The following is a 20285-nucleotide window of genomic DNA, read 5'->3' on the forward strand; positions in this document are numbered from 1 at the left end:
TGCGATACCTTGGGCAGCGCGGATTATAGGTCGCGAGCGAACAACCGCCCCGCCGCAAGGGCATCCAGGGCCTCCTGCAGGGTGCGGCGCGCCGCGGCATCGCAGCGCATGTGAAAGGCATCGGTGAGGTAGATGCGCGGCCGCTCCAGGAAACCGCGCAGCACCGCGCTACGACCGGCGCGGTAGGTCTTCCAGCGGACCCAGCGGTATTCCGACCGCACGCCGTGCTCGAAAGCGGCATAGGCTGCGCGGTCCTGGCCCAGCACCGCGAGATCGATGTCGAGCACCCAGGCGGTGTCCGGATCGTCGCCCGGCTGGTGACGCGCGGTGGCGAGGATGTGGGCCACGACCGCTGCGATCCGCGCCGGTGCCAGTCCGGCGCCTTGCAGAAACCGCTCGGCCCAGGCGGCGCTGCGGCTTTCGTTGTGACGGCTCCACGGCCAGTACACGGCATCGTGGAACCATAAGGCCAGCCGCACCGCCGCCGGATCGCGCAATGCAGCCGCGTGCGCCTCGGCATGGCGCAGGCAGGCCGCCAGATGGTGCAGGTCGTGGTAGCGGCGCGGCCAGCGCGACCAGCTCCGCAGCAGCCGCCGGCCCTCGCGGTGCCAGCGCGGGCCGGCCAGACCCAGCCCGGCGCCGAGCGCATCCCACTGCTGCAGCAGTTGCGCGGCCGCCGGCGTGCCCATCGCTTCAGCCTACCCGGCCGAGCAGCAGGTACTCCATCAGGGCCTTCTGGACGTGCATGCGGTTCTCCGCCTCGTCCCAGACCACCGACTGCGGGCCGTCGATCACGTCGGCCTCGACCTCCTCGCCGCGGTGCGCCGGCAGGCAGTGCATGAAGAGCGCGTCCGGCTTGGCGACGCGCATCATGTCCGCATCCACGCACCAGTCGGCGAAGGCTTGCCGGCGCGCTTCGTTCTCCGCCTCGTAGCCCATGCTGGTCCAGACGTCGGTCGTCACCAGATCGGCATCGCGGCACGCATCCATCGGGTCGGTGAACACGCGGAAGCTGTCGGTCGACCGCAGGCCGGCGACCGTCTGGTCCACGCCGTAGCCGCTCGGTGTGCTCAGGTGCACGGTGAAGCCGAGCAGCTCGGCCGCCTGCAGCCAGGTGTTGGCCATGTTGTTGCCGTCGCCGACCCAGGCGACCACCTTGCCCTCGATCGATCCGCGGTGCTCGATGTAGGTGAAGATGTCCGCCAGGATCTGGCAGGGATGGAATTCGTTGGTCAGTCCGTTGATCACCGGCACCCGCGAATTGGCCGCGAAGCGCTCGATCTTCTCCTGCTCGTAGGTGCGGATCATCACCAGGTCGACCATGCGGCTGATGACCTTCGCGCTGTCCTCGATCGGCTCGGCGCGGCCGAGCTGGCTGTCGCCGGTCGTCAGGTGCACCACCGAGCCGCCGAGCTGGTACATGCCGGCCTCGAAGCTCACGCGGGTGCGGGTGGAGGCCTTCTCGAAGATCATCGCCAGCGTGCGGTCGGCCAGCGGGTGGTATTTCTCGTAGGCCTTGAACTTGGCCTTGACCGCGGCGGCACGCTGGAAGATCCAGGCGCATTCGTCGGCATCGAGGTCTTTGAACTGCAGGTAGTGGCGGATCGGTGAAGTCATGGCGGCCGGGGTCGGGGATCCGGGGAAAACGACACGCGCCGCGGGAATGCCGCGGCGCGTCGCACGAGGGTCAAGGATACGACGGGACGCGGCGTCAGCCCTGTTCGGCGAGGAAGGCCTTCACCAGCGGCGCGAGGATCGCGACGATCTGGTCGGCTTCGGCCTCGGTCAGGATCAGCGGCGGCACCAGCCGGATCACGCTGTCGGCGGTGACGGACAGCAGCAGCCCGGCATCCGCGGCCCGCTGCAGGATCGCGCCGCACGGCCGGTCGAGTTCCACGCCGAGCATCAGCCCCTGCCCGCGCACGTCCTTCACTCCGGGCAGCGCGCCGATCTCGCGTTCGAGCGCAGCCTTCAGGTGAGCGCCGACCCGGGCCGCGTTCTCGACCAGCCCGTCTTCCTCCATGATCCGGATCGTCTCCACGCCGGCACGGGTGGCCAGCGGATTGCCGCCGAAGGTGGTGCCGTGGTTGCCCGGCTGGAAGATGTCGGCGGCGCGGGGACCGGCCACGACCGCACCGATCGGCACGCCCGAGCCGAGGCCCTTGGCGAGCGGCATCACGTCCGGCACGATGCCGGCCCACTGGTGCGCGAACCATTTGCCGGTGCGGCCCATGCCGCACTGCACCTCGTCGATCATCAGCAGCCAGTCGTTCTGGTCGCACAGCGCGCGTACCTGCCGCAGGTATTCCTGGCGCATCGGATGGATGCCGCCTTCTCCCTGGATGGTCTCGAAGAACACGGCGACCACGTTGGGATTGCCCGCGGTCTTTTCTTTCAGCGCCTCGATGTCGTTGAGCGGTACCCGGATGAATCCCTCCACCAGCGGGCCGAAGCCCTGCTGCACCCGCACGTTGCCGGTGGCCGACAGGGTGGCGATCGAGCGGCCGTGGAAGGCGTGCTCGTACACCACGATCTCCGGTCGCTCGATGCCCTTGCCGTGGCCGAACTTGCGGGCCAGCTTGAGCGCGGCCTCGTTGGCCTCCAGCCCGGTGGAGCAAAAGAACACGTTGGTCATGCCCGAGAGTTCCACCAGCTTGGCCGCCAGCCCTTCCTGGCCCGGCACGTGGTAGTAGTTGGAGCTGTGGATGATCTTGGCGATCTGGTCCTGCAGCGCCGGCACCAGCTTCGGATGGTTGTGACCGAGCGTATTCACCGCGATGCCGCCCAGGCCGTCGAGGTAGCGGCGGCCTTCGGTGTCCCACACCCAGACACCGTCGCCGTGCGACATGGCGATCGGCAGGCGGCCGTAGGTGTTCATCACGTGGGGCGAGGCGGCGGCGGTGCTCATGCGGATCCTTTGGGCGGAAGTCGGAGAAAAAAGTCGTTTGTGAGGGGACGGCGGGCCGGCGCATCGGTCGGCCCGTCGATGCTGCGAATTCTAGGAGCCGACCCCCGGCGGGTTCGTGACGAATTCGCATGGCTGCAATGCGGGCGCTGCGACGTCTCTCAGGGATTACACCGATCCGGTCTTATATAAGAGCTAGAATGCGGGCCGTCCCGACGGGCCCGTCTCCCGCCGCCGGCTCCCCCTCCACACCCCACGATGGTCGCTTACACCGCCAAAGAAGTCTTCATCCAGGGGATCACCCGCGATGGCCGCACCTTCCGCCCGAGCGACTGGGCGGAGCGGCTCGCGGGCGTGATGAGTTCCTTCCGGCCGGGCGGGCCGCGGCCCGGCAGCCACCTGGGCTATTCGCCTTGGTGCATCCCGACGACGCTCGACGGCGTGAAGTGCGTGGTCGTCCATCCGGCACTGCGTGACCACGACGCGATGGCCTGGGATTTCGTGATGAACTTCGCCCGGGACAACGACTTGCAGGTCACCGAAGCCTGCCTGCTGCCGGCCGACAAGCCGGGCGCAGCCGGGTGAGCATGCGGGCCGGGCCGTCCGCCGCGGCCCCTGCGCCGCGTTTCGTGCCCCCGCCCGACTGGCTGGTCCCGACGGCCGAGCAGCGCGCGCTGCAGCTGTCCGGCGCCTTCACCCTGGTGGTGGAGGCACGCGCCGGTGCCGCCAAGACCACGTCGCTCGCCCTGCGCTGGGCTGAAGCCTGGGCACGCGGCCTTCCGACCGACGATGCGCTGGTGCTCACCTATACCGATGCCGCCTGCACTGCATTCCGTCAGGCGCTGTTGACGATCGGCGTGCCGGCCGAGGTGGCGCAGGGTGCCCGCGTCACCACCTTCGAAGCCTTCGCGGTCACGGTGCTGCAGCGGATCGAAGGGGCGGCGGTGCCGGCACGCCTCCTGCCCGAAGCGCTGCGCGACAGCGTGTGGGAGGCGGTGGAGCGGGTGGTGACGAACGAGGGCGAACGCTGGCCGGACGCGCTCGAATATCCGTCGGTCGCCGACACCGGATTCGTCGCCGAATTCCTCGACTGCGCGCTGTGGATCAAGGGCACGCTGCGCCTCGAGCGGGATTTGCCGGAGGGCGGCCTGACGCCCGACGAGGCCGAGGGCATCGGCCAGCGCTACATGCTGCTGCGCACGCTGCGCGCCTACGAACGGCTGCGTGCCGGCGGACATCCGGACCGCCCCGCCTTCCGCGGGCCGGGCGACGCGACCTACGACCTCGCGTGCCGGCTGCTGCGTGGGGAAGAAGGGGGCGACGGCGTCGGTACTGCCTGGCCGCGCCACCTGCTGCTGGTGCTGGTCGACGAGATGCACGACATGAACGAGACGATGTTCTGCATCCTGCGCCGCCTGCTGCAGGACCGGCGCACCGTCTTCTGCGGCGTGGGCGACATGGACCAGGTGATCCATGCCGCGGCCGGTGCCGACGCCTCGTTCCTGCGCGGCCGGATCGAGGCCGACACCGGCCGCCGCACCGACACCCTGCCGCTCGGCACCAGCTTCCGCTTCGGCGATGCGCTGGCGCGACCGGCGGCGCGGTTCATCGCCAAGCCGCTGCGGTCGGCGTCGGTGCACGACACGCAGGTGGTGCTGTCCCCCTACGGCAGCGCCGCGGACTGCGCGGCCCAGGTACTCGCCGACGTGCGCAACTGGCGCAAGGCCGCACCGCGCAATGCAGCGGGGCTCGCCGTGCTGCTGCGCCACGACGCCCAGTCGATCGTGCTGGAAAACGCGTTCGTCGGTGCCGGCATCGCCTACCGCCTGGCGGGCTTCGACAGCTACCTGCTGCGGCCCGAGGTACTGCTGGTGCGCGGCCTGCTGACCATCGCGACCCGCGACTTCGCGAGCATGCAGGACCGCACGACGCTCGCCCGCATCGTCGAGGCGTTCGTGCTGTTCTGCGGCACCCGCTTCGACGACGATCCCGCGCTGCCGGGCGCGACCCAGACGCTTCTGATGGCCCAGGCGGTCCGCGACTTCGCCGACAACGCCGAGAACCTGCCTCTGTTCCTCGAGAACCATGTGCTGCGCAAGGCGAAGCCGGCTGCGGCGCGCCGGCTGCGGGCGGCGATCGCGGTCGCCCAGGACGCGGCCGGCGCGGGCCGGTTCGACCGCTTCTTGGAGGCGCTGGACATGCGCTGGTTCGTCGCGCAGGCGCTGGTCCGGCCCGAGCGCCGCGCGGCGGCGTTGCGGCACCTGGACGGTCTGCGCACCCTGGCGGCGGGCTTTCCCGATGCATCGGCGTTCTTCGGCCACCTGCAGGCCTCCGCCGCCCAGCAGGCGAAACTGCGGCGCGGTGCGGCGATCACCGTGGCGCGGGTCGCCGATGTGAAGGGGCTGGAATTCGAGGAAGTGCTGCTGCCGTTCCTGGAGCAGGGCGAGTTTCCCGATGCGCAGGCGCCGGCGGGCGACGAAGCGAACCTGTTCTACGTGGCGGTGACGCGTGCGCGCCGCACGCTGCGCCTGTACCTGCAGGCCGAGCGCCCGAGTGCGTTCGTGGCGCGGGCCGGCTGGCGACTGCCGCCGCGGGTCGCCGCCCATGGCGACCGCCCATGAAAAAACCGCCCGAAGGCGGTTTTCTTGTTTCGCTGCAGCGCACCCCGTGCAAACGGCGGACGGCAGGGCCGTCCGGGCGGTGCCTGATGGGCCTCAGGCGGCGGCGGTGGCGGTCGCGAGGGCCTTGACCTTCGCGGCCAGGCGGCTCTTGTCGCGTGCAGCCTTGTTCTTGTGGAAGATGCCCTTGTCGGCCACCGTGTCGACCACGCTCTGGGCGCGGGCGAAGGCTTCGGTCGCCTTGGTCTTGTCGCCGGCGGCCACGGCCTTCTCGACGTTCTTCACCGCGGTGCGGTACTTGGAGCGCAGCGAGGTGTTCGCGGCGTTGATCTTGACGTCCTGGCGGACGCGCTTGCGGCCCGACGCGAGGCGCGGGTTCTTTTTCTTCGGCTTGGTTGCCATGATTCGTGTTCCTTGAAGTGTCTGGGGATGTTGCGGCGAACTGACGATTATAGCTCGCCCCCAGGCTACCCGCTGCGCGGTCCGCCTGCCCCCGTCCGGGGGCGATGCTGGCGGGCCGGCGGAGCCGGACCCACTGCATCCTGAGGGGGCCGGGCCTGCGGCCGGCGGTCACGGCAGGCCGGTCTGCGGTCGGCACCTACACTCCCCGCCGTGTCGCTCTTCAAATCCGCCTCCACCGTTTCGCTGCTGACCCTGGCTTCCCGCGTGACCGGGCTCGCACGCGAGCTGCTGATGGCCTCGGTGTTCGGCGTGAGTGCGCTGACCGACGCCTTCAACGTCGCCTTCCGCATCCCGAACCTGTTCCGCCGGGTGTTCGGCGAGGGCGCGTTCAGCCAGGCCTTCGTGCCGATGCTGGCGGCGACGCGGGTGGAGCAGGGCGAGGACGGTGCACGGACGCTGATCGACCATGTCGCGACGCTGCTGGCCTGGACACTCGTGCTGCTGTGCATCGCCGGTGTCGCCGGGGCGCCGCTCCTGGTCTGGGCGATGGCCAGCGGGCTGCGGCAGACGCCCGAAGGCTACGGCGCGGCGGTGACGATGACGCGCTGGATGTTCCCCTACATCGGCTTCATGTCGCTGGTGGCGCTGGCGGGCGGCATCCTCAACACCTGGAAGAAGTTCGCGGTGCCGGCAGCCTCGCCCGTGCTGCTGAATGTCGCGCTGATCCTGTCGATCGTCTGGGGCGCGCCCTGGTTCGCGGTGCGCGGCATCGAGCCGATCTATGCGCAGTGCGTCGGCGTGATGGTGGGCGGGCTGCTGCAGCTCGCGCTGCAGGTGCCGCCGCTGGTGCGCCTCGGGCTGCTGCCGCGCATCGGCGTGCGCTGGGCCGCGATCCGCACCGCCTGGGCCGACCCCGGCACCCGCGGCGTGCTGCGGCTGATGCTGCCGGCGCTGCTCGGGGTCAGCGTGGCGCAGATCTCGCTGCTGATCAACACGCAGATCGCGTCGCACCTGCCGCCCGGCAGCGTGAGCTGGATCGTCTACGCCGACCGGCTGATGGAATTCCCGACCGCCATGCTCGGCGTGGCGCTCGGCGTGGTGCTGATGCCGCAGCTCGCCGCCGCCCGGGCCGCGAAGGACGACGAGCGCTATTCCGACATGCTCGACTGGGGGCTGCGGCTGGTGGTGCTGCTGGCGCTGCCCTGCACCGTCGGGTTGCTGGTGTTCGCGAAGCCGCTGACGGCGGTGCTCTACCACTACGGCGCGTTCGGCACCGCCGACGTGCAGCAGGTGGCGGTGGCGCTGATGGGCTACGGCTGCGGCCTGGTCGGCATCGTAGCGGTCAAGGTGCTGGCGCCCGGCTTCTATGCCAAGCACGACATGCGGACACCGATGCGCATCGCGGTCTGCGTGCTGGTGCTGATCCAGGCGATGAACTTCTTCCTGGTGCCGCATCTGCAGCATGCGGCGCTCACGCTGTCGATCGGGCTCGGCGCGGTGGTGAACGCGCTGTGGCTGCTGGTCGGCCTGCTGCGCCGAGGCAGCTACCGGCCGCGGCCGGGCTGGTGGCTGTTCCTGATGCAGGTGATGGCCGCCAGCGCGCTGCTCGCGATCTTCCTGGTGTGGATGGGCGGCCGCTTCGACTGGACCGCACTGGGCGCGTTGCCGTTCCGCCGCATGGGCCTGCTGGCGGCGGTGCTGGCCGCTTCGGTGGCCGTGTACTTCGGCGCGGCCTGGGCGGCAGGACTGAAGCTGCGGCGCCTGCTGCGCCGCTGAACCCGCACCGCGGGGCAGGGCGCCCGGCCGGTCGCTTGACGGCCGCGAAGCGCGCCCGCCAGAATGGTCCATGGAATTCCGCTACACGACGGTGCCGACGCCGCTGCAGTATTTCGCGTCGCTGGTGCAGAACGATGCGGAGCTTCCGCTGCTGGAGGCGGTCGCGAGCCTCGCCCAGGACGAATACCCGGAACTCGACATCCAGCAGGTGCTCGGCGACGTGGACCAGTTGCTCGCCCGCATCCGGCGCCGCCTCGCCGCCGATGCGCCGGCGCTCCAGCGGCTGCGCATGCTCAACCAGTTCTTCTTCCACGAACTCGGGTTCGGCGGCAACGTCAACGACTACTACGACCCGGACAACAGCTACCTGAACGCGGTGCTGCGCACCCGCCGCGGCATCCCGATCTCGCTGGCGGTGCTGTGGATGGAGCTGGCGCAGGGCCTCGGGCTGCAGGTCCGGGGCGTGAGCTTCCCCGGCCATTTCCTGGTCAAGATCACCTTGCCGAAGGGGCAGGTGGTGATCGACCCGTTCAACGGCCATTCGCTCTCGCGCGAGGAGCTGTCGGAGCGGCTGGAGCCGTACAAGCGCCGCAGCGGCTTGGTCGACGACTACGACGTGCCGCTCGGGCTGTACCTGCAGGCCGCCACGCCGCGCGAGATCCTGGCGCGCATGCTGCGCAATCTGAAGGAGATCCACCGGACGCAGGAGGACACCGGCCGGCTGGTCGCGGTGCTCGACCGGCTGGTGCTGCTGCTGCCCGACGCCTGGGCCGAATACCGCGACCGCGGCCTCGCGCTCGCGACCCAGGGCCGGACGGCCGACGCGGTGGCCGACCTGGAGGCCTACCTGCAGCATGCGCAGGACGCCCTCGACCTGGACGCGGTCGGGGAGCGGCTGGCCGATCTGCGGCGCGCGCTGAACTGACCGCCGCCGAATTTCGCAAGGATAATCGGGGTTTGCGCCCGTCCTGCCTGCGCACACTGCTCCACATTCGATAGCGCCGGCATAAAGGCCGGCGCCGGCGCGGTCGGCGTCTAAAATCGTCGGCTCGGTCGCGCGTCCTGCGCCGGCCGGTCCGATTCCCGCTCCCATGTCCTTCCCACGCCTCGCCGCCGCGACCGTCCTGCCTGCGCAGGCGGCCGGATATCCGCAGGCCGGACGGAACGCTCACGCCTGAGGCCGGCCATGCAGCAGATCGTCCTCGACCTCGGCCTCGCTGCAGTGCCCACGCTCGCCGGCTTCCGCGCCGGCCCCAACGGCGCGGCGCTCGCGCATCTGCAGGCCTGCGTGGCGGGCGACGGTACCTGCGGCGGTGCCGCCGCGGTGCCGACCTACCTCTGGGGCGAGAGCGGCAGCGGCAAGACCCACATGCTGCGCGCGGTGCGCGAATCGCTGCGCGAGCGCGGTGCGTCGGTCGGCTGGCTCGATCCCGACGGCGCGGCCGACCAGCCGTTCGACGACAGCTGGGCTGCGGTGCTGATCGACGACGTGCACGACTTCGATCCGGCGCAGCAGCACACTGCCTTCAACTGGTTCGTGAACGCACTCACGCCTGCCGATGCACGCCCGCGCTGGGTGCTGGCCGCCGGTGCGCTGCCGCCGGCGGACCTCGCGCTGCGCGAGGACCTGCGCACCCGCCTCGGCTGGGGGCAGGTGTTCCACCTGCAGACGCCCGACGAGGCCGAACGCCGCGCGGTGCTGCGCGAGGCGGCCGAGGCGCGGGGCGTGCATCTCGGCGACGAGGTGGTGGACTTCATGCTCAACCGCTTCAGCCGCGACCTCGGCAGCCTGATGCAGCTGCTCGACGAGCTCGACCGCTATGCGCTGCGCACCCAGCGCGCCATCACCATCCCGCTCATCAAGTCGATGCTGGAGAACGATTGAACGACGACACCGTCACCGCCGCCGCAGGGTCTTCCGCGGCCGGCACTTCCTCCCGATACGGCCTGGCGCTGTTCGACCTGGACCATACGCTGCTGCCGCTGGATTCCGACCACTCCTGGGGCGTGTTCACCACCGAGCTCGGCTGGACCGACAAGGCCGAATTCGCCCGCCGCAACGACGAGTTCTTCGCCCAGTACCGTGCCGGCACACTCGACATCCACGACTACGTGCGCTTCGCCACCGACGCGGTGCGGCGGCAGGGCGCCGACGCGGCGGCCGCGGCGCACCGGCGCTTCATGGACGAGGTGATCGGCCCGGCCATCCTGCCCGCCGCGCGCGCGCTGGTGCAGCAGCACCGCGACGCGGGCGACGAGGTGGTGATCGTCACCGCCACCAACGCCTTCGTGACCCGCCCGATCGCCGAGGCGCTGGGCGTGCGCGAGCTGATCGCGGTCGATCTGGTGCGCGACGAGAGCGGCTGGATCACCGGCGCGATCGACGGCGTGCCGTCGGCGCGCGAAGGCAAGGTCACCCGCATGGAGCACTGGCTGGCCGCCCGCGGCTGGACCTGGGCCGACGTGGAGACCACCTTCTACAGCGATTCGCTCAACGACCTGGCGCTGCTGGAGCGGGTCGACCATCCGGTCGCGACCAATCCCGACCCGCGCCTGCGCGCGCTCGCCGCCGAACGCGGCTGGCGCATCCTGGACCTCTTTCCGCAAGAACAACAATGATCAAGACGTTCATCGACAAGCTGCTGCGCAAGGGCGCCTCCGGCGGCGCCCGCAAGCGCCCCTCCTTCGGCAAGCGCACCGAAGTGCCGCAGAGCGAACACGGCATCGACCCCGCACTGGTGGACAAACGCGCGGTGGACGTGGTCCGCACGCTGAAGGAGGCCGGCTTCGAAGCCTATGTCGTCGGCGGCGCGGTGCGCGACCTGCTGCTCGGCCTGCGGCCCAAGGATTTCGACGTGGCGACCAATGCCACGCCGGAGCAGGTCAAGGCGCTGTTCCGCCGCGCCTTCATCATCGGCCGGCGCTTCCGCATCGTGCACGTGGTGTACGGCCGCGGCCGCGAGCACGAGGTGATCGAGGTCTCGACCTTCCGTGCCTACATGGACAACGCCGCCGCCGAGCAGGTGGCGGGCAACGAGAAGACCAGCCGCAGTGAACTGGCCGGCATGACCCATGCGGTCGATTCCACCGGCCGGGTGCTGCGCGACAACGTCTGGGGCCCGCAGGACGAGGACGCCACCCGCCGCGACTTCACCGTCAACGCGATGTACTACGACCCCGAGACGCAGATCGTGGTGGACTACCACGGCGGCATCAAGGACGCGAAGAAGCGCACGCTGCGCATGATCGGCGACGCCGCGACCCGCTACCGCGAGGACCCGGTGCGGATCATCCGCGCGGTGCGTTTCGCCGCCAAGCTGAGCCCGCTCGGCTTCGCGCTCGACCCGAAGACGGCCGCGCCGCTGCTGGCGTCGCAGTCGCTGCTGCTGGAAGTGCCGCAGAGCCGCATGTTCGACGAGATGCTGAAGCTGCTGCAGACCGGCCACGCGATCGCGACGGTCGAACAGCTGCGCAAGCTCGGCATGTCGCGCGGCATCTACCCGCTGCTCGACGTGATCGTCGAGCGGGCCGACGAACCGTTCGTGAAGGCGGCGCTGCTCGACACCGACCGCCGCGTCGGCGAAGGCAAGCCGGTCGCGCCGAGCTTCCTGCTCGCCGCCGTGCTGTGGAACGACGTGCGCGCCGGCTGGAACCGCCGCGTGGAGCAGCGCCAGCACGTCTTCCCCGCGCTGCAGGACGCGATCGACGAGGTGTTCGACCAGCGCATCGGCGACGTATCGGGCCGCGGCAAGCTGGCCGCCGACATGCGCGAGATCTGGGTGATGCAGCCGCGCTTCGAGAAACGTGCCGGCAGCTCGCCCTACGGCCTGGCCGACCAGCCGCGGTTCCGCGCGGGTTTCGACTTCATGCGGCTGCGCGCCGACATCGGCGAGATCGACGAAGGTCTGGCCGAGTGGTGGCAGGAATTCAGCACCGCCGACGACCTGCGCCGCCAGGACCTGATCGACCAGGCGCGCGAGGAACAGAAGAGCCGCAGCCGCACCAAGGCGCCTGCCGCCCGCAGCGAGACCGGCGATGTCGCACCCCGGCCGGCACGGGTACGGGTGCGCGCTCCGGCAGGCGATGCGCCGACCGTCGGAGCGGCGCCTGCGCCTTTCTCGGTAGAAGGCGCAATTGACGGCGCTCCCGAACCCGCCCACGAGGGCGACGCGCCGGCGCCCCGTAAGCGGCGCCGGCGCCGCAAGCCGGGCGGGGGCGGCGCAGGCGGCGGAGCCGACATGTCGGCGCCTTCGTCCGGCGACGCGTGACGGACACCGTCACCGCGTACGTCGCGCTCGGGGCGAACCTGGGCGATCCGGTGGCCGCGATCGCGGCGGCCTTCGAGGCGCTCGGCGGCCTGCCCGATACGCGGCTGGTGCAGCGTTCGCCTCTGTACCGCACCGCGCCGGTCGATTCTTCCGGGCCAGACTATGTGAATGCGGTCGCCGAGATCGCGACCCGCCTCGAGCCGCTGGCGCTGCTGCAGGCGCTCCAGGCCATCGAGACGGACGCCGGCCGGACCCGGCCCTGGCAGAACGCGCCGCGCACGTTGGACCTCGATCTTGTGCTGTACGGCGACCGGACGATCGCGCTGCCGACCCTCACCGTGCCGCATCCGCGCATGGCCGACAGGGCGTTCGTGCTGCGACCGTTGCAGGACATCGCGCCCCATCGCGTGAGTGCGGCGCAGCTGGCCCGTGTAGCAGACCAGCGCATCGACAAGATGTGAGGGCGATCATCCGTTTGTGACGGGGTCGCGTGCCGCCATGCGCGGTCACTATCCCTGAGGCGTCGAACCGAACTTTGCGCCCGCCAGTCGTGCGTGCGGCGCTATCTTTTATGTAGCGAAGGCGAAGCGGTAACGACGCGTTCGCCATTGCTGTCGGCATCAGCCTACAAGGCGACGACAGATCGTCCGTCGGGACTCTGTTGCATTGCAACACACACTGGCGTACGGCCTGCTTTCGGGCCCTATGACCGGAACCCGACGCCCCATGATCCTGCACGCCGAATCGTTCCGCCCCTCTGCCGGCGGCGCTCCGCAGACCCTGGTGCCGGCGCTCCGCGCATCCCTGCGGGCGGCAGACCACCACCGGACGTTCGAGGTGCTGGGCGCACATCTCGCGGAGCAGAGCGGCGAAACCGGCGTGGCGTTTTCTGTCTGGGCGCCGAACGCCCGCGACGTGGCCGTGATCGGCGACTTCAACCACTGGACACCCCAGCCGCTCGCGCCGCATGCCGACGGCAGCGGCCGCTGGAGCGGCTTCGTCGCGGGCGCCAGTGCCGGCGACTGCTACAAGTACCGCATCACCCCTCAGCACGGCCCGGCGTTCGACAAGGCCGATCCGGTTGCCTTCCGGGCCGAGTGCCCGCCGGGCACTGCCTCCCGCGTGGCCTCGCTCGCCTATAGCTGGAACGACGACGCCTGGATGGCCGAGCGCGGCCGCCGGCAGGCCGCCGACCAGCCGATCTCGATCTACGAGGTGCACCTCGGCTCCTGGCAGCGCGGCGACGACGGCAGCTACCTGAACTATGCCGAGATCGGTCGCCGCCTTGCGGCGCACTGCGACGCGATGGGCTTCACCCACGTCGAGCTGATGCCGGTGGCCGAACATCCCTTCTACGGTTCCTGGGGCTACCAGGTCGTCAGCTACTTCGCGCCAAGCGCCCGCTACGGCTCGCCGCAGGACCTGATGGCGCTGGTCGATACGCTGCACCAGCACGGCATCGGCGTGCTGCTGGACTGGGTGCCGTCGCACTTCCCGGCCGACGCGCACGGCCTCGCGACCTTCGACGGCACGCATCTGTACGAGCACGAGGACCGGCGGCTCGGCTTCCATCCGCAGTGGAACAGCCTGATCTTCAATTACGGCCGCTACGAGGTCCGCGACTTCCTGATCGGCAATGCGCTGTTCTGGCTGCAGCACTACCACTTCGACGGACTGCGGGTCGATGCGGTGGCGTCGATGCTGTACCTCGACTTCGCCCGCGACCACGACCAGTGGGTGCCGAACGAGCACGGCGGCAACCAGAACCTGGCGGCGGTGAAGTTCCTGCAGGAACTCAACACCGCGGTCTACGGCGCGTTCCCGGACGTGCATGTGATCGCAGAGGAGTCGTCGAGCTGGGAGGGCGTGTCCCGTCCGGTCGACCACGGCGGCCTCGGCTTCGGCATGAAGTGGAACATGGGCTGGATGAACGACACGCTGCGCTATGTCGAGCGGCCGCACTTCTACCGCGAGTACCACCGCGACGAACTCGCCTTTTCCTTCTGGTACGCCTTCAACGAAAACTTCGTGCTGCCGCTCTCGCACGACGAGGTGGTCTACGGCAAGGGCAGCCTCTACGCCAAGCAGCCGGGCGACGACTGGCAGCGTGCGGCGGGCCTGCGCGCGCTCTACGGTTTCATGTGGGGCCATCCCGGCAAGAAGCTGCTGTTCATGGGCGGCGAATTCGGCCAGGTGGAGGAGTGGCACCACGAGCGTACGCTCGACTGGCATCTCTGGGCCCAGCACCAGCACAGCGGCATCGCCAAGTGGGTGGGGGACCTGAACCGCTACTACAAGCTGCTGCCGGCGCTGCACCGCCGCGACTTCGAACGCGACGGGTTCTCCTGGGCGCCGCTCGACGGCGACTACAAGACCGTCGTCGCCTTCCAGCGGCATGCCGGCGGCGACGGCGGCAACGTGATCGTGCTGTGCAACTTCACGCCGGCACCGATCGACGGCCTGCAGGTCGGCGTTGCCCGCGCCGGCTACTGGCACGAAATCCTCAACAGCGACGCCGCCCACTACGGCGGCAGCGGCGTCGGCAACCTGGGTGGCATCGCGAGCGAGCCCCAGCACTGCGGCGGCCAGCCGCACCGGCTGCGGCTCACGCTGCCGCCGCTATCGGTGGTGATGCTCTCCGACCGCGATCCCGCATCGGTTCCGTATTCCGCCTTCCCGTCTTCGTCCCCTTCTCTCCCCACATCCTGATTCCGGAGCCGACCATGCCCAGCAACAAGAATGTTCTCGCGTTCGTCATGGCAGGGGGCGAAGGCTCCCGCCTGCACCCCCTCACCGCCGACCGCTGCAAGCCCGCCGTGCCGTTCAACGGCAAGCACCGGGTGGTCGACTTCGTGCTGTCGAACCTGATCAATTCCGACATCTTCTCGATCTACCTGCTGGTGCAGTACAAGAGCCAGTCGCTGATCGAGCACGTGCGGACCGCCTGGACGCTGCCGCGTTTCGGCCCCGACCACTTCGTGACAGTGGTGCCACCGCAGATGCGCAACGGCCCGGAATGGTTTCAGGGCACCGCCGACTCGGTGTACCAGAACATCCATCTGATCGAGAACTTCCGTCCCGACATCGTGGCCGTGTTCGGTGCCGACCACATCTACCGAATGGACGTGCGCCAGATGATCGACTTCCACAAGGCGAGCCGTGCCGACGTCAGCGTCGCCACGCTGCCGGTGGAACTGGCTGACTGCCACCAGTTCGGCGTGGTCGAGATCGACGCCGACCACCGCATCACCGACTTCAAGGAAAAGCCGAAGACCACCCAGCCGATGCCCGGCAGCACCACGCATGCGCTGGCCTCGATGGGCAACTACATCTTCAACGCCGACGTGCTGCTGGCGGCGCTCAAGCGTGCGCACGCCACCGGCGAAAGCGACTTCGGCAAGCACATCCTGCCGAAGATGGTGCAGAGCCACCGTCTGGTCGCCTACGACTTCAACACCAACATCATCCCCGGCACCGCGCCCTACGAAGAGCACGGCTACTGGCGCGACGTGGGCACGATCGACGCCTACTTCGACGCCCACTTCGACACGCTGGGCGCCACGCCGCGCTTCCGCATGACCAACCGCGAATGGCCGATCTATGCCAGCCCCGATCCGTCGGAATCGGCGCAGATCGAGAACGGCGCGATCAACCGTTCCGTCGTCGGCTCGGGCTGCATCGTCGACGGCGCGGTGCTCGACCACGCCATGCTGCGCCGTGCGGTCACGGTCCACCGCGATGCGAAGCTGGAGCACTGCATCGTCATGGAACGCTCGGTGATCGGCCCCGGTGCCCATGTGCGCCGCGCAATCATCGACCAGGACAACCAGATCCCCGCGGGCGAGCGCATCGGCATCGACCTGGAAGCCGATCGCAAGCGCTTTCACGTCACCGACAGTGGCATCGTGGTGGTGCCGGCCGGCCATTTCTCGACGGTGAACCAGCTGCAGCAGCATCGGCTGACCGCCGACCCGGTGCCCGGGGCGACGACGGAGTCTGCGCCGCAGCCGGTTGCGACCCCCATCGCAGCCCAGGCCGTGGCAGGAGCGTCGGCATGAGCGGTGCTTCCCTGCATCCGGTCGAGCCGGCCGCCACGCCTGCCGCGGACGGCGTGTCCCTCTACAGTCGCGCCAAGCGCGGCACCGCCACCCGACTGGGCGCGCATTTCGACGGCAAGGGCACGAACTTCGCGCTGCATTCGGTGCCCGCCGAACGCATCGAGCTGTGCCTGTACGCGGAAGACGGCAGCACCGAAGTCGCGCGGGTCGAGATGGCCGACCGCACCGGCGATGTCTGGCACGTCTACCTGCGCGGCTGCCGGCCCGGCACCCGCTACGGTTACCGCGTCCATGGTCCATACAAGCCCGAAGAGGGCCTGCGCTTCAATGCGTCCAAGCTGCTGATCGACCCGTACGCCCAGGCGCTCGATCGGCCGCTGCTCGGGGCGCCCGACCAGTACGCCTACGTGCTCGATGCGGAGGAGCAGGATCTGGCCTTCGACGACCAGCACGACAACGGCGCCACGCTGCCGAAGGGCCTGGTGGTCGACCCGGCGTTCGACTGGGAAGGCGACCAGCCGCCCGCCGTGCCCTGGGGCGAGACGGTGTTCTACGAAGTCCACGTCAAGGGCTTCACCCAGCAGCATCCGGACATTCCGGAGCATCTGCGGGGCACCTACGCCGGCATGGCGTCGGATGCGGCGATCGCGCACCTGAAGCGCATCGGCGTGACGGCGGTGGAGCTGCTGCCGGTTCAGGCCTTCATCGACGACGAGCGGCTGGTGAATGCCGGGCTCGCCAACTACTGGGGCTACAACACCGTCGCCTTCTTCGCACCGGAGCCGCGCTACGGCGCCGGCGAGGCAGGGCCGCTCGGCACCGTGGCCGAATTCAAGGGCATGGTGAAGGCGCTGCACGCCGCCGGCATCGAGGTGATCCTCGACGTGGTCTACAACCACACCGGCGAAGGCAACCACCTCGGCCCGACGCTGTCCTTCAAGGGCATCGACCACGGTGCGTACTACCGCCTGAGCCCGGAGGACCGGCGCTTCTGCGTGGACTACACCGGCACCGGCAACACGCTCGACAGCAGCAGCCCGGTCGTCCTGCGGCTGATCATGGACAGCCTGCGCTACTGGGTCGAGGAGATGCACGTCGACGGTTTCCGCTTCGACCTTGCCTCGACCCTCGCGCGCGGCGCCAACGACTTCGATCCGCGCTCGGCCTTCTTCTCGGTGATCCAGCAGGACCCGGTGCTCGCCAAGGTGAAGCTGATCGCCGAACCGTGGGACGTGGGCCCGACCGGCTACCAGGTCGGCGGCTTCCCGGCGCCCTGGGCCGAATGGAACGGCAAGTACCGCGATGCGGTGCGCGACTTCTGGCGCGGCGAAGACGGCGCGCTGCCCGAGTTCGCGGCGCGGATCGCCGGCTCGGCCGACATCTACGGCGCGTCGCGCCGGGCGCCGCTGGCGAGTGTCAACATCGTCACGGTGCATGACGGCTTCACGCTGCACGACCTGGTCAGCTACAACGAGAAGCACAACGACGCCAACCACGAGAACAACCGCGACGGCGAGAGCCACAACCGCAGCTGGAACTGCGGTGCCGAGGGCGAAACCGACGACGAGGGCATCCGCACCCTGCGCGAACGCCAGAAGCGCAATCTGCTCACCACGCTGTTCGTCTCGCAGGGCACGCCGCTGCTGCTGGGCGGCGACGAGATCAGCCGCACCCAGGGCGGCAACAACAACGGCTACTGCCAGGACAGCGCCATCAGCTGGTACGACTGGTCGGAGGAGCGCCGCGGCGATCCGCTCGCAGCGTACGTACGCCGCCTGATCGCCTTCCGCAAGGCGCAGCCGGTGCTGCACCGGACCCGCTTCTTCGGCGGCCAGCACGACGACGAAGGTCGCCGCGACATTGGCTGGTACAACGTCTGGGGCCAGGAGATGACCCAGGAGGAGTGGACCAACCCCGAGGTGCGCCTGATGGCCGCGCTGCTCGACGGCGGCCGCACCGCCGAGGTCGGCGAGGACGGCAGCGAGGTCACCGGCGATTCGGTACTGCTGCTGATCAACGCCTCGCACGAGGATGCGACCTTCACCGTGCCCGACTACGTGGCCGCACCCGGCGGCTGGACGCCGCGCATCGACAGCGCCACGCCCGAAGGCCAGCCGCAGGCGGCAGCGCGCGAGGAGGGCAGCGAGGCGGTAGCCGACATCACGCCCTGGCATGCCGGCGAGCAGCACCGGCTGCCGGCCCACTCGATGGTGGTGCTGACGCAGCCGCTGCCCCAATGACCGCACGATTGCCGCCGCCCCCACCCCAGCCGCCGTCGCCCGATGTGCGGGTGAGCCACGCCTGGGACATGCCTTTCGGGGCGACGCTGCTGCCGACCCGCGGCGTGCGCTTCCGGCTGTGGGCGCCTGCCGCACGCACGGTAGAGCTCAAGGAGATCCGCGAATCCGGCGACGTGCTCCACGCCGCCAAGGCGGAGGAGGGCGGCTGGTACGCCTGCACGCTCGACCATGCCGGCGCCGGTACCCGCTACCAGTGGCGGATCGACGGCGACCTGGCGGTGCCCGATCCGGCTTCGCGCTCCAACCCCGAAGGCCCGCACCGGCCGAGCGTGGTGGTGGACCCGCGCACCTTCGCCTGGGACACCGGCTGGCACGGCCGGCCTTGGCGCGACGTGGTGCTGTACGAGATGCACATCGGCACCTTCACGCCCGAAGGCACCTACGCGGCCGCCGAAGCCCGGCTGGACGAGCTGGCGGCCACCGGCATCACCGCGCTGGAACTGATGCCGCTCTCGGAATTCCCGGGCCGCTTCGGCTGGGGCTACGACGGGGTGCTGCCGTATGCGCCACATGCGCCGTACGGTACGCCCGACGAACTGAAGTATTTCATCCAGGCGGCCCACCGGCGTGGCCTGATGGTGTTCCTGGACGTGGTCTACAACCATTTCGGGCCGGACGGCAACTACCTCGGCGGCTACGCGCCGCAGTTCTTCTCGAAGGTGCACACCAACCCCTGGGGCAACTCGCTGAACTTCGACCGCGAAGGCTGCGATACGGTGCGCGACTTCTTCGTGCAGAACGCGCTCTACTGGCTGTGCGAATACCGCTTCGACGGCCTGCGGCTCGATGCGATCCACGCGATCGTGGACGACAGCGCGCTCGACGTGGTGGACGAACTCGCGCAGCGGGTGCACGAAACGATCCGCGACCGGCACGTCCACCTGGTGCTTGAGAACGAGAACAACGGCTGGCGCCGCCTGCCGGCCGACGGCCGCTACGACGCGCAGTGGAACGACGACTTCCACCACGTCATGTACGTGGTGCTGACGGGCGACGATGCCGGCTACTACCAGGACTACGGCGACCGGCCGGTCGCGCTGCTCGGGCGCAGCCTCACCCACGGCTTCCTGTGGGAGGAATCGCGCCGGGCTGACGACGGCCATCGTCTGAACCTGCAGCCGGCGCCGGCCCAGCCGCTCGACGCGATGGTCAACTTCCTGGACAACCACGACCAGAGCGGCAACCGGGCCTTCGGCGAGCGGCTGAACGCGATGGCGGCGCCGGGCTCGCTGCCGGTGGCGACCGCGCTCACGCTGCTGTCGCCGGCCACGCCCATGCTGTTCGCCGGCCAGGAGTTCGATGCACGCACGCCGTTCCTCTACTTCGCCGACTGGGAAGCGGGCGAGTTGCGCGATGCGGTGACCGAGGGCCGTCTGCGCGACTTCGGCCAGTTCGCCAAGCGGGCCGACGGCGGCACCGGCGAGCCACCCGGCCCGTGCGAGCACTCCACCTTCGAGGCAAGCCGGCTCGACTGGGCCGCCGCCGCCGGGCCGCAGGGCCAGGCCTGGCGCGACTTCGTCCGGCAGGCGCTCGACGTGCGGCGCCGGTTCTTCGTGCCCCGGCTGTCGGGTCTGCTGCCGGGCGCCCATGTGTCGGCGCTGCGCGGCGAACGCAGCCTGGTGCTGCGCTGGCGCTACCAGGGCGGCGAGGTGATCGAGCTGCAGGCCCACCTGGGTGCGGAAGCGGTCGCCGTGGCCGATCTCCGGCCGTCGCCTTGGCCGCCGCTGCGTGCGCAGCGCGAGATCTTTTCCGTGGGCCGCATGGACGACACGTCCTGGGACCCGTGGTCGGCCCGCTGGACCCTCGGCATCGAGGGCCCGGTTCAAGCCTGAAAATGGCTTTTGCGCAGGCGCAGCGTGCGCCACGCGCTATAGATTCGATAGCTGCTGCGCGGACGGTCGCAGCCGGTGCACGGCGCCGGCGGTACCGGTCGGCAGCGGCTGCATCCCTTTCCTGAA

The 20285-nt window shown here is 69.8% G+C and carries 16 protein-coding genes; 12 read left to right on the forward strand and 4 right to left on the reverse strand.

The features are described 5' to 3' along the window. Positions 1–23: 23 nt before the first annotated feature. From QZ500_RS10330 to QZ500_RS10340, 3 genes are all read right to left on the reverse strand, one after another. Entirely contained in the window at positions 24–689 is a 666-nt protein-coding gene (locus tag QZ500_RS10330) for a hypothetical protein (protein ID WP_295854763.1), read from the reverse strand. A gap of 4 nt (positions 690–693) precedes the next feature. Next, positions 694–1617: an ornithine carbamoyltransferase gene (argF, locus tag QZ500_RS10335; RefSeq protein ID WP_295854766.1), complete on the reverse strand. Its 924-nt coding sequence runs from the start codon at positions 1615–1617 to the stop codon at positions 694–696. Positions 1618–1711: 94 nt separating this feature from the next. Further along, entirely contained in the window at positions 1712–2908 is a 1197-nt protein-coding gene (locus QZ500_RS10340) for an aspartate aminotransferase family protein (RefSeq protein ID WP_295854768.1), read from the reverse strand. A 255-nt stretch (positions 2909–3163) separates the two neighbouring features. On the opposite strand from QZ500_RS10340, the gene QZ500_RS10345 reads away from it, so the two are divergent. After that, on the forward strand, positions 3164–3490 hold the full coding sequence (locus QZ500_RS10345) for a DUF3579 domain-containing protein (protein WP_295854770.1): 327 nt from the start codon (positions 3164–3166) through the stop codon (positions 3488–3490). Positions 3491–3534: 44 nt separating this feature from the next. Continuing rightward, positions 3535–5526 carry a 3'-5' exonuclease gene (locus tag QZ500_RS10350; RefSeq protein ID WP_295854773.1) on the forward strand — a complete coding sequence of 664 codons (1992 nt, stop codon included), beginning with the start codon at positions 3535–3537 and terminating at the stop codon, positions 5524–5526. Positions 5527–5619: 93 nt separating this feature from the next. Here QZ500_RS10350 and rpsT read toward each other — a convergent pair whose 3' ends face one another. After that, entirely contained in the window at positions 5620–5925 is a 306-nt protein-coding gene (gene rpsT, locus QZ500_RS10355) for a 30S ribosomal protein S20 (protein WP_295854775.1), read from the reverse strand. Between the two features lie 210 nt (positions 5926–6135). Between rpsT and murJ the strand changes: the two genes are divergently transcribed. The 10 genes from murJ to treZ all read left to right on the forward strand — a co-directional run bounded on the left by murJ (position 6136) and on the right by treZ (position 20159). Then, the gene (murJ, locus tag QZ500_RS10360) at positions 6136–7701 is read left to right on the forward strand and encodes a murein biosynthesis integral membrane protein MurJ (RefSeq protein WP_295854777.1); all 1566 of its coding nucleotides are present in this window, start codon (positions 6136–6138) and stop codon (positions 7699–7701) included. A 70-nt stretch (positions 7702–7771) separates the two neighbouring features. After that, positions 7772–8626, forward strand: a complete 855-nt coding sequence (locus QZ500_RS10365) for a tetratricopeptide repeat protein (protein ID WP_295854779.1) — start codon at positions 7772–7774, stop codon at positions 8624–8626. Positions 8627–8887: 261 nt separating this feature from the next. Continuing rightward, positions 8888–9586, forward strand: a complete 699-nt coding sequence (hda, locus tag QZ500_RS10370; RefSeq protein ID WP_295854782.1) for a DnaA regulatory inactivator Hda — start codon at positions 8888–8890, stop codon at positions 9584–9586. Between the two features lie 62 nt (positions 9587–9648). Further along, positions 9649–10320 (forward strand): HAD family hydrolase, encoded by a 672-nt coding sequence (locus QZ500_RS10375; protein WP_295854814.1) that lies wholly within the window; start codon positions 9649–9651, stop codon positions 10318–10320. Further along, positions 10317–11969, forward strand: coding sequence for a polynucleotide adenylyltransferase PcnB (gene pcnB, locus QZ500_RS10380; RefSeq protein ID WP_295854785.1), 1653 nt, complete (start codon positions 10317–10319; stop codon positions 11967–11969). Before QZ500_RS10375 ends, pcnB begins: the two co-directional genes overlap by 4 nt. Next, on the forward strand, positions 11966–12430 hold the full coding sequence (gene folK / locus QZ500_RS10385; protein WP_295854788.1) for a 2-amino-4-hydroxy-6-hydroxymethyldihydropteridine diphosphokinase: 465 nt from the start codon (positions 11966–11968) through the stop codon (positions 12428–12430). Before pcnB ends, folK begins: the two co-directional genes overlap by 4 nt. 265 nt (positions 12431–12695) lie before the next feature. Further along, positions 12696–14678 (forward strand): 1,4-alpha-glucan branching protein GlgB, encoded by a 1983-nt coding sequence (glgB, locus tag QZ500_RS10390; protein WP_295854791.1) that lies wholly within the window; start codon positions 12696–12698, stop codon positions 14676–14678. 14 nt (positions 14679–14692) lie between these two features. Further along, positions 14693–16027 (forward strand): glucose-1-phosphate adenylyltransferase, encoded by a 1335-nt coding sequence (locus QZ500_RS10395; RefSeq protein WP_366762967.1) that lies wholly within the window; start codon positions 14693–14695, stop codon positions 16025–16027. Continuing rightward, a complete protein-coding gene (glgX, locus tag QZ500_RS10400; protein ID WP_295854793.1) occupies positions 16024–18267 on the forward strand; it encodes a glycogen debranching protein GlgX in 2244 nt (747 codons plus the stop codon). Before QZ500_RS10395 ends, glgX begins: the two co-directional genes overlap by 4 nt. After that, positions 18264–20159 (forward strand): malto-oligosyltrehalose trehalohydrolase, encoded by a 1896-nt coding sequence (treZ, locus tag QZ500_RS10405; protein ID WP_295854794.1) that lies wholly within the window; start codon positions 18264–18266, stop codon positions 20157–20159. Before glgX ends, treZ begins: the two co-directional genes overlap by 4 nt. Positions 20160–20285: the final 126 nt, after the last annotated feature.

This window comes from uncultured Xylophilus sp., from assembly GCA_913776965.1.
GTDB lineage: Bacteria > Pseudomonadota > Gammaproteobacteria > Burkholderiales > Burkholderiaceae_C > Xylophilus.

Excerpts from the sequence above, each read along its gene's own strand:
- QZ500_RS10330 (WP_295854763.1), bottom strand. The coding sequence starts at position 689 with ATGGGCACGCCGGCGGCCGCGCAACTGCTGCAGCAGTGGGATGCGCTC.
- argF (WP_295854766.1), bottom strand. The coding sequence starts at position 1,617 with ATGACTTCACCGATCCGCCACTACCTGCAGTTCAAAGACCTCGATGCC.
- QZ500_RS10340 (WP_295854768.1), bottom strand. The coding sequence starts at position 2,908 with ATGAGCACCGCCGCCGCCTCGCCCCACGTGATGAACACCTACGGCCGC.
- QZ500_RS10345 (WP_295854770.1), top strand. The coding sequence starts at position 3,164 with ATGGTCGCTTACACCGCCAAAGAAGTCTTCATCCAGGGGATCACCCGC.
- rpsT (WP_295854775.1), bottom strand. The coding sequence starts at position 5,925 with ATGGCAACCAAGCCGAAGAAAAAGAACCCGCGCCTCGCGTCGGGCCGC.
- QZ500_RS10365 (WP_295854779.1), top strand. The coding sequence starts at position 7,772 with ATGGAATTCCGCTACACGACGGTGCCGACGCCGCTGCAGTATTTCGCG.
- hda (WP_295854782.1), top strand. The coding sequence starts at position 8,888 with ATGCAGCAGATCGTCCTCGACCTCGGCCTCGCTGCAGTGCCCACGCTC.
- pcnB (WP_295854785.1), top strand. The coding sequence starts at position 10,317 with ATGATCAAGACGTTCATCGACAAGCTGCTGCGCAAGGGCGCCTCCGGC.
- glgB (WP_295854791.1), top strand. The coding sequence starts at position 12,696 with ATGATCCTGCACGCCGAATCGTTCCGCCCCTCTGCCGGCGGCGCTCCG.
- QZ500_RS10395 (WP_366762967.1), top strand. The coding sequence starts at position 14,693 with ATGCCCAGCAACAAGAATGTTCTCGCGTTCGTCATGGCAGGGGGCGAA.
- glgX (WP_295854793.1), top strand. The coding sequence starts at position 16,024 with ATGAGCGGTGCTTCCCTGCATCCGGTCGAGCCGGCCGCCACGCCTGCC.
- treZ (WP_295854794.1), top strand. The coding sequence starts at position 18,264 with ATGACCGCACGATTGCCGCCGCCCCCACCCCAGCCGCCGTCGCCCGAT.